Raw genomic sequence first — 9,632 nt, 5'->3', positions numbered from 1 at the left:
CAAAGTAGAGCAAATCTGCTCTGCTTCAAGCGACAACTATCCTGAAAATTACCGAACCTAAGGATTTTTGTGTTTCGCGAGGATTAAAATGCGCCCAAATTTGAAAGAAAAATGCGTCAACGGTCAATAATATTTGTTCATTTTGAGATAAAGGAATGGTAGTTTTGTTATCACGTAAATCTTTATCATGTTGTTTCGCCATATCTAACAACACGTGCAGCTGGTTAGGCTGAAGAGTGCTTAAATAGTTCATTCGCTTCTGAAATTGTTCAAACTGACCAGACCAACAGGCCCTTTGAGCCATGAGTGCCAGCCCCCTACATACCCCGTCGTCATTAGTGGGATAATTGAGTTCCTTCATGAGATCGATAATATTCATTATAAGCTCCTATTATTGAGCAACAGTAATTCCTATTTCCATTTTAATTATTCTTCCTTAAAGAAAACTTATGAGCTGTACGCCATTACGGCATAGATTGATTTCGCAAGTAAAAACAAAAGGTAGGGTACTGCCAGGTTCATTGTCAGAACGTCAAGTTTGGATGAAATATTTTTTACTATCTATTCCGTCATCGATTGATATCGCAAGTGAAAACAAACGTAGACTCTATTAAATCATAGTTTCAAGACATAAGGTCAGGCGCTTCGCCCAACGTTTCATTTTATCCAAACGCAGAACAATAGATGAGCATTCCCTTGTCGGACGAGGCCCCGACCTACGACGGGTTATTCGCTAGACTCAATTTTTTGGACTGTTTGATTCATTTTTTCTTTTAGAATATCAAGTTTGGGTGAAATATTTTTTACCATCCATCCCGTCATTGGCTGAAAGTACTTAACGAATTTCGATTCATTCCACATCTGAGGTTGGCTTCCTGCAGGCAATAATTGCACGATATAAATCAATACTATTGTGAGAATTACTGCTCGCGCAACGCCAAATACCCCGCCAAGAAAGCTATTAATAAACCCTAAACCGCCAAATTGAAATACTCTGTTTAAAAGGTAGCTGGCCAGCGAACCAAGAAGTACCGTTACGATAAAGACAAGAAGAAAAATACCAATCAGGATCATGTAAGAAACAGTCTGTTCGTGAGCAACAGGTCCTGTAAACTGAGCTGCCAATTGGGGTGATAATTTCATAGCCAAATATAAAGCCGCTATCAAAAAAAGTAATGACACGACTCCCCCGATAAAACCCCGAATAAAACCAAAGATAATTGATAAAAGAAAAATAATAAGAAATCCATAATCTATCCAATTGAATTCAATATTCATGGCAAAATCCTTTTTATATCATTCAGTAATCGCATTACTAGTTCACTGGGGCTTCTTTTAAATATAGACGGGAACACTACTTTTTTCTTTTTTGCTATAAATGATAAAAGAGCTCCTAAAGCAGAATTTCCTATTATTTCAAGATAGAAACAATGTCGTCATATCCCTGCTTTTGGGCATAATCACGGGCCATCAATCCGCCATAATCCTTACTTTTTGAATCAGCACCACTCTCAAGTAAAAACAAAACGACAGGTTCATCTCCCACCTCAGCGGCAAGCATCAATGGAGTTCGAAGCAAATTATCGTTGATATTCAGGTCGGTGATTGATTGGCAACATAGTGTGACAACATCCAAATCGCAGTATTCAGCTGCATAATGCAAAGCAACCTTCCCTTCCGCATCTTTAAGTAAAGAAACAGCAGGAAGCGTTAAAAGTAACTCAATTGCTTTTATTCGATTATTTAATAATGCGGTATGAATTGGGTAGCGTGTATAATTATTACATTGATAAATCAAATCCGTATCTTTTTCCATAAGTTCGGCAAGCAAAGGTTCAAAGCCATTCTCGGTGAGCCTGTGTGCAATTGTTTCACCATTCGCATCCTGAGCATAGAATGCAGGAAGATAACGTGTTTTCAGACGTTTAAAGCAAGAGATTTTGGATTGAATCAAGATAGATTCATCATCGAAGTACAATGGTATCTCTAAAGTACTATGGAGTGGATATTGATTATTTTTGTTGGGTTTATTTGGAATAGCTCCTAATTTCAAAAGAGCATCCATTGTATGGACGTATCCATGAACAGCAGCAAAATGCAAACACGTCATACCATACTCATTGGCTGCATCAAACTCATCAGAATAAGATACCTGTAATTGCTCAATAAACCGATCATAGCCAGAATAAGCTGCATATTGCAGAGTTCCCATTTCGTTAAATAAAGATACAGGAATTGATAAGTTATCAAGAGCCGAGGGTAAAAAAACATCAAGGTAGTGTTGCGCTAATTTCATGTATTGAAGGTATTGCCCTTCCGGCTCCCCTTTATAGACACAGTCAGCTGAAACATGTGTCTGACACCAGTTTTTTAAACGAATTAACATCGACTCATCGTTGTAATTCGCACTTAAAGAATGAGTCCGGACCAATTCCTGAAAAGAAATATTCATTTTTCCTCACGTTGCAAATCCATAGTTCTCTCCCTAATCCTCAGGTGCCCCCTATTCTCCAGGTAATGTCAAACTCATCTGAATTTAGGACCTACATCATTAAACTCATCTAATGTTAAATCAACGTCTTTTGTAATATTCAATTGTTCAAATTGAGTCAAAGAGCCTGTCTTAGCTGTTCCAAAGAACGTGTTTGTATACCCATGGTTACTTGCAAGTGCAACAACAACTGCCGGCACTATCGTGACCGTCGCAAGCACACCGATGAATGCTCTTACCCCAGCACTTACGTCACTAAACCACCAACCTCGGTGCTGAGCAAGTTCATCTGCAATTTTGGTAACCGAGCTCCCACATGAGTCTTTAAACGACTCAAGATTCTCTCCAGTTGCATTAGATTGCAGGACTCTCCAGTTGTTTTTTATTTGGCCAATCTCTTTCTGTAACGTATCATGTACTCTATGATATTTTTCATTATCGCCATCATATTTGGTATCTATGCTACGTTGTATCGTTTCCAGCTTATTTAATAATTGTGTCACTTTTTGTATTGATGCGTCACTAACCTTATAAAGCTTCGTTACATCAGCCAACTGGAATTCGTTTAATTTCACCTTCATTTTTTGCTGATTAGCAATTCCTTGTTGATCTACTTTTATTTCTGGTGCCTTTTTATTTTCGTTCTCTTTCACTGGCGCCGGATTCAACTTTTTATCCAAGGTGCTTAACGTTGCCAACATTGACTCAACCGATATCCTTTGTTTGGGATCCGGTTTGATTGACTGTTCAATTATATTTCTTAGTTCAAGACCTTCTGGAGTCTTAAATATAGGGAAATTAAAATTATATTGCGCTCCATCTCCGTCTCCGTGTTCATAAAGATACAGAATACTGCAATCAGTCAAATATTGATAAAGGTTTTTTCCCAATTGATAAGCATGAACAGGATCGGTTTTAAACTCGCCGGATTTGAATTCTGGAGGATTCATATAGCGAGTAGATAATAAATTATACCATTTATTTTCTTGATTACTTGAGTCATAAAAACCGTTAGTTGCTGGCAAAAATGATTTGGTGTCAGCGATTCTTAATTTTCTCTCGTTATCAATCAGCCAATTGGTATTTTTCAAATCAGGAAATAAAACACCGGTTTTTCGGATGGTTTCTAAAGTTTCAGCCATTTGACGATAAATACCTACCGCTGCTTTTAATTTGTTACTTGCAGGTTGTTTTTTTGCATCAGATTCCAGATCGCCCCCAGCACAATATTCAGTCATTAAGAGAACACGGGTGGCTAATTGCCCTTTTTCGTCTTTAAAGGTAGTCTGTCTTTCTGCATGAATAGGGGTCATTGTCGCTTTCAGTTCAACCATCAATTTGGCTTCCATCTGTTTTGGTGCATTAAGACGGTTATCCAATTTAAGAACGTAGCTGTTTCCGGTATAAATATTACTCACTTTGAAGTTTTTAGAATTACCTCCTCCTAAAAACTCCAACTTATGATTCGCTAAAAACTCCTGCATCTGGAGATATTCAGGAGTATCCTTTTCATAGATGCCTTTTAATAAACTCGTTAGATCATTAATCTTACATCCTTTTCCTTTCGCGACAAGAGCAGCCAATTCAGCAACTTTGTCTGCAGGCATCTTTGCCAACAGCTCAGGGAAATTACAATCGGCTAATTTGGGCCCCACCTTGGTATCATTAGCATTTTGTATTAATAAAACACCGATTTTTTTCTCAATATGAGAAACCAGTGCTTTCAGAAATAATTTTCTACTAAAAGAAAGATCATGATGTGATTTATAGGATGAAATTTTGTTTTTCAATTCTTGCAAATTATCAAGATTATTCAAATCATGCTCAAGGATGAATTGTTTAATCTCATTTTTTTCCTTTGTTTTTTCTGACGGTTTCGATTCTTTTGTTTTACTGGTTGATGTTAAAGCAACGGAGGTCTTATCTTTTAATTTTAAAATAGTTCCCTTCTTGGCTGACTCTTTGCCAAAAAAGAACTCAAACTCTTTATCAATTCCATTTTTTGAAGATTTGTCTTTATTCAAAAGTGCGTTGGATTTAATTTCTACTTTTTTATCATCGACACTGGCTATTACATGTTTTAGCTTATCAAAATAAGATACTTTCTTTTTGGCCTTGTTGTCATCACCAGATAATAAATGGTCACCTGATGAATTTATGGTTTGAAGAAGTTCGGGAAATCTCTGTTCAAATAGCTGTTGTACAGAAGGTATAGCACTCGAAAAATCAGGTGGAAAACTGTAGATAGCTTCCATAATCAGTGATTCTATTTCATTTTTAGCAATTAACATTTTAGCTGAATTCGAATCACCAACAGCCTTATTGTAGGCTTTAATGTTCTCATTGATTTCGTCAAGGTATGATTGCAGCTCTACTTTAAACTCTAGTAAATATCGTCTATCTGCATCACTACCGACATAAGGGAGGTCTATATTAGCAACGATTTTGCTTAATATCTTTTTTGTTTGCGTCGATTTATCGTGTTTCTTTTTAGACATAATATAAGACTCCTCAAATCAAGACTGAATAAATAATATCCAGCTTTTATCACATACAAAATACGATAACTTATTTTAAGCATAAGCTATGAATATCAATGAAACATTAAGCTCACTGCGAAAGTTGTCATTTGCCTTTACAATGAACAATTTTGAAAAATATAATTCCAAATTAGCGCGACGTGTCTGTGGTAATTCAAGGATCTAGGCCGAAGCAAAATTACTGGATACCGCGGTCAAGTGTACACAAACCGCGGTAATTCGAGTTGGAACAACATAACGAAAGATTATTTAACGATAAAAATAATTATTTTTCTCCGAATATTCATCACTGTATTCGTCCTCAGATTCATCACTGTCGCTATGAAAATAATCATCCAAGCACATCTTGAATAAACTTCGCTCAGAGTAAGATAGATTTTGGGTAATAAATTCAAAATCAACATCCTCCTCAACAGCATATTTCAAGATTAAATCAGGTACGTCCGGTGCTTCATCCAATACAAGATCGGTCATGTCATCAGCTGTTAAACAACGAATATGATTTTTATCTTCCTTAAGTAAGGTTAACAGATTTTTCAGTGAATAATCTTCTTTAAGTGGTTTTTTTAAGTTTTCATACTTCAGCAGTTTAGTCAGCTCTTTGCTCTTACAGGAGGCTATATCCGTGAGAGAAAGCTCATCATCTTCCAAAAGCTCCTGGAGTTGCTCATCGTCCAGTAAATTCAGTTTTTCAAAAGAAAAGGACAGTAGTAACTCTAAATTATCAGGCTCCTCTTCTATGCTCCCAATCACCGCATCGCAACAAATAATGCTTAACTGTTCAGTAGTTAAATCAGTTAATTGATCTAAAGTAATTTCATTTTCAGCAACAGCTGACAACAAACAATCATGCTTAATTAGCTTTAATTTTTCCAATGGTATCGACTTAAAGTCAGCTAATGAATAGCCATTTTGGAGTAATCGTTTAAAATAGCATTGTACGTAGCGAAATTTTTCTTCTTCTTCATCAAATTCATCACGGCTAATCGTTTGCAACGCCTTAGTGCGCCCCTCAGCAATGGCTTTATAAAGTTCGCGTTCAGCACCAATAATAGGAGCCAGGCGTTTATTTGCAGTGCTTGGCGTATCAGACAAATCTAAACTGAAATAGCCGTTTTCATCTCTATAAATTAAAACGCTATTTTGAGCTATTGCCAGGTTTTGTGCCTTATCAACTAAGCGTACCTCATTAAATGCAGACAAATAATCACCAAGAGACTTAATAACATTTTTTCTTTCTTGACTATGAGGTGCTAACTCCTCGAAAGCCTTTTGCAATGCCGAATACATTGCCTTGCTAATGCCATATTTATGATGGAATAGTGTTTTATAGGGGCCATGAAATGAGGGGTACTTCGCTTTAAAATGATAAGCAACCCGATCTTCTGGCATGTATGCCAAAAAGGATGTTTCACGCTCAGCAACAATTACATTGCCCAGACTAACTAATCCTTTTTTAAATAATGAAGTCAGATGAGATGGTTTATGTTGTACATAATCGGTTAAAGGGTGCAGGCTCAAATACACCTTACCTGAGTACGGTCGTTCAGCCCGTAAATTATTTCTCCAGCGTGGGCGTAATCGTTCATCTTTATGCCCTTCATATAATTTGACCCCGAAGGCATATTTTAGCGCATGATTAGGTACATCACTGGTTGAAAATAAAGGACGCTCTCTGTTAACAAGATATTCGGCCAAAATACTGTTCTTTTTTTTCAATTCCGCATCAAGCCAACCAGGAAACCCATCGTAATCTGAAGAATATTGTTTCTGTAACAGTAAAAACAGATTCTGATACGCGTATCCCTTAAAAGAGCAAGGATCACTTTCCTGCATTGCAATCAATAAATTCTCTATCACCACCGCAGCCTGGGTTAACTGAGTATGAAAATCGGGATTGGTCAGCGTTTTATTTATCATATCGCGATACCCTTCCACGCCTTCGGCATTAAAAACAGCACTGGAATATTGCGGTTTCCCAACCTCATCCATTTCACGATGTTCTCGCCGAGCCTCAGCATCCCAGCGACTGGTTACATAATGAATACCACGATATTGCGCAACTAGAAATTGGGTATTCAATGATGCTAAAAACTCATCGTCAACTGACAAACCTGATTTTAAGCGTTCATTAATTGCCTTTAAATCGCTATTGGCCTGCCTTCGGTCGAAATTTTCTGGGCGTCGGATGATAGGCCTCAATCGGGAGTTATTATCACTTACTTGTGCATGCTGATTAAATGCCTTGAAAAATTTACTTGATTGAGCAGTACTACGATAAGTATTAGCCACATTATTTTGGGCATCTTGTTCTTTTTTTGGCGCCTTAATAAACTCTTGTTCGTCATCGCTATCAGAATCCTCGGATAAGCATTCACTATAATATGTTTTAGCAGCGGTTTCTTGACGCGCAAGCAGTTGACTAAAATAAGCTAGAGGGCGGTGCTTACTTTGAAGTAAAAACTTATCTATTGCAGCTCGTAAACTAATACAAGGTTCTTCCTTCAAACCATGACGCATCGATTCATAGATGTATTTATCAATCAATGCATATACTGCGTCTTCAGGTTGTTCCGTGTGAGGTAAAATATAAAATTTGCCTTTTAAAAATAAGTAATTACTCGAAGCTGCTTTCACATCAGAATCTTTAACAAACTCCATTTTAAACACTTGTGGAATGATTTCTTTAGCACCAATACATTTCTTATATAGATTGAGATCTGTTGCATTAAGCCGCAAAGAACTTTCAATTTGTTGTTTAATCTTTAGATAGGCAGCACCTTTTTTCTTTTTGTCTAAACTAGCCAGATGTTCTAATAGTTTTTCGTATTCATCTTTTTGTGATGTATCGTATTTTTTGTTCAGAGAAATCAGCATGAAAATTGGTGCTCTTAAGTATGGGAAGAAAAAAGGTGCGATTGTATTCTATTCCAAAGGCAAACAAAAGACATAGTGCCCCCTTATTAAACAAAAATGAATGTCTTGCCTTAGCATGTAAGATGTCTATTGTATAAATATCTGGAATAATTATGGATTTAATGGCAGGCTGGTATTGATACAATGAAATTTATTACTGAAGAAATCAATGGACATCAAACATAAGTGAACTATCAAAGCAGACCTGTAAAAATAAAAAGCGCTCTCCTTATGATATTCTTACTGACTATAGTGCTGACACCATACTCTTATTCCTGGGATTGTCATTTTTTATTAACTTATAGTGCGTTAGAACGCTCAGATAAAATAAGCAAAGATCCGAATGTCCCAGCAGAAACACTGGAATCCTTTTTGCTAAAAACTCGCCCGGAATTAATACAACTATTAGCTGACAATGAACTCTGGTTTCATCATTCTTTTTTTAACTACCCCCCTCTTCCTACCAATTTAAACTTTAAAAATGTTGATGATACAACGTCAATTCAAATTCAGTTTCTAAAAGCTATTCGTGTGAATCCTCTGATGAAGTTCCCTCTTTTCATTCAATATCCTCCGGGGTCCGAGCATAGAATAATGCAAAACCCGATAAACCCGGAACGGGTCATACTCCATGAATTATTAGCAGACAACAACATAAATTTTGCCAGTTTACCTCTTGAAGAAGCACTGCCTGGCGAGTTGCTTTCGCCTCTTGAAATTATCACAACAGCAACTGACGAACCCGATTATGGCATGGATGTTAATTTATGGAATGATAACGCCACCTGGTTTGGCAGCGAATACGGCTTGGGAGAACAGCCATTTGGTAATAAAACCATTGCGCATTCGTCACAAGTGCCCTTTCATATGGGATTCTACTATGAATCAAATATTATTCTTAAATTCGCCCCCTATCTTAAGAGAACTTATGTTGAATATCGCATTCATCAATATTTAAGCTTATCCCGCTTTGCTTTTTCAACAGGACATCAATATTGGGGTTATCGCTTTTTAGGTTGGGCGCTTCACTATGCCCAGGATCTGACTCAACCCTACCATTCCAGTCTTAGCCCTAACGTTTCAACCGCGAAATTACTTTATGTAAGTGTGCTGCAATTAATAGGTTTTGAATCTCCTCAACAAAAGATAGTTCAATTGTTAACAAACCGGCATAGTAGTTTGGAAAACTATGAATATTATTTTTTAAAGCAAGCTATTGAAAAAAAAGATAAAAGCAATTTAACCCTACAAGCTATTGCTGATAGCGAACATGATAAAAAATACCCTGCTTACACCGCCAATTATCTCCGAGCAATCATAGCCAGAGAATCACAACTTTTAGGCTCATCTTTAGACCGTATGATAAAAAAAATAGTTCCGTCAAAATATGTCTCTGATCCGGATTATCTGTTTTATCAAACGGAGACTTCAGTCAATATATTTAAATTAGTAGAAGGCAACAAAGACCTGAAGGAACTACATAAGGAGCTAAATGAATTAATGCGTCATTTGGGCTCTCATACCCGTCTTATAGCAGATTATGCAATGACCCCTTAGCAGGACTTCGCAAACTCAACGTCAGCCTACACGTGTTAAATGGATTGTCGCCAGATTTGGCAGGATAGAACGCTTATAGCCAACGGATAATAAATTGATTATAATCATTTATTTATGACGTATTCATT

The 9,632-nt window shown here is 36.9% G+C and carries 6 protein-coding genes; 1 reads left to right on the top strand and 5 read right to left on the bottom strand.

What is annotated here, in order from left to right:
- Positions 1–25 precede the first annotated feature (25 nt).
- The 5 genes from Q0495_RS06955 to Q0495_RS06935 all read right to left on the bottom strand — a co-directional run bounded on the left by Q0495_RS06955 (position 26) and on the right by Q0495_RS06935 (position 7,908).
- Positions 26–379 carry a hypothetical protein gene (locus Q0495_RS06955; protein ID WP_298624385.1) on the bottom strand — a complete coding sequence of 118 codons (354 nt, stop codon included), beginning with the start codon at positions 377–379 and terminating at the stop codon, positions 26–28.
- A 347-nt stretch (positions 380–726) separates the two neighbouring features.
- On the bottom strand, positions 727–1,278 hold the full coding sequence (locus Q0495_RS06950; protein WP_298624383.1) for a CvpA family protein: 552 nt from the start codon (positions 1,276–1,278) through the stop codon (positions 727–729).
- 133 nt (positions 1,279–1,411) lie between these two features.
- Positions 1,412–2,452 carry an ankyrin repeat domain-containing protein gene (locus Q0495_RS06945; protein WP_298624381.1) on the bottom strand — a complete coding sequence of 347 codons (1,041 nt, stop codon included), beginning with the start codon at positions 2,450–2,452 and terminating at the stop codon, positions 1,412–1,414.
- Positions 2,453–2,526: 74 nt separating this feature from the next.
- Positions 2,527–4,989, bottom strand: coding sequence for a protein kinase (locus Q0495_RS06940; protein ID WP_298624379.1), 2,463 nt, complete (start codon positions 4,987–4,989; stop codon positions 2,527–2,529).
- 291 nt (positions 4,990–5,280) lie between these two features.
- Complete coding sequence (locus tag Q0495_RS06935; RefSeq protein ID WP_298624378.1) at positions 5,281–7,908, bottom strand: hypothetical protein; 2,628 nt, start codon at positions 7,906–7,908, stop codon at positions 5,281–5,283.
- Between the two features lie 270 nt (positions 7,909–8,178).
- On the opposite strand from Q0495_RS06935, the gene Q0495_RS06930 reads away from it, so the two are divergent.
- Complete coding sequence (locus tag Q0495_RS06930; RefSeq protein ID WP_298624377.1) at positions 8,179–9,504, top strand: hypothetical protein; 1,326 nt, start codon at positions 8,179–8,181, stop codon at positions 9,502–9,504.
- Positions 9,505–9,632 lie beyond the last annotated feature (128 nt).

Source organism: uncultured Legionella sp., assembly GCF_937871865.1.
Taxonomy (GTDB): domain Bacteria; phylum Pseudomonadota; class Gammaproteobacteria; order Legionellales; family Legionellaceae; genus Legionella.
The sequence above is the reverse complement of the archived record's forward strand: the minus strand, read 5'-3'. Positions and strand labels throughout refer to the sequence as shown.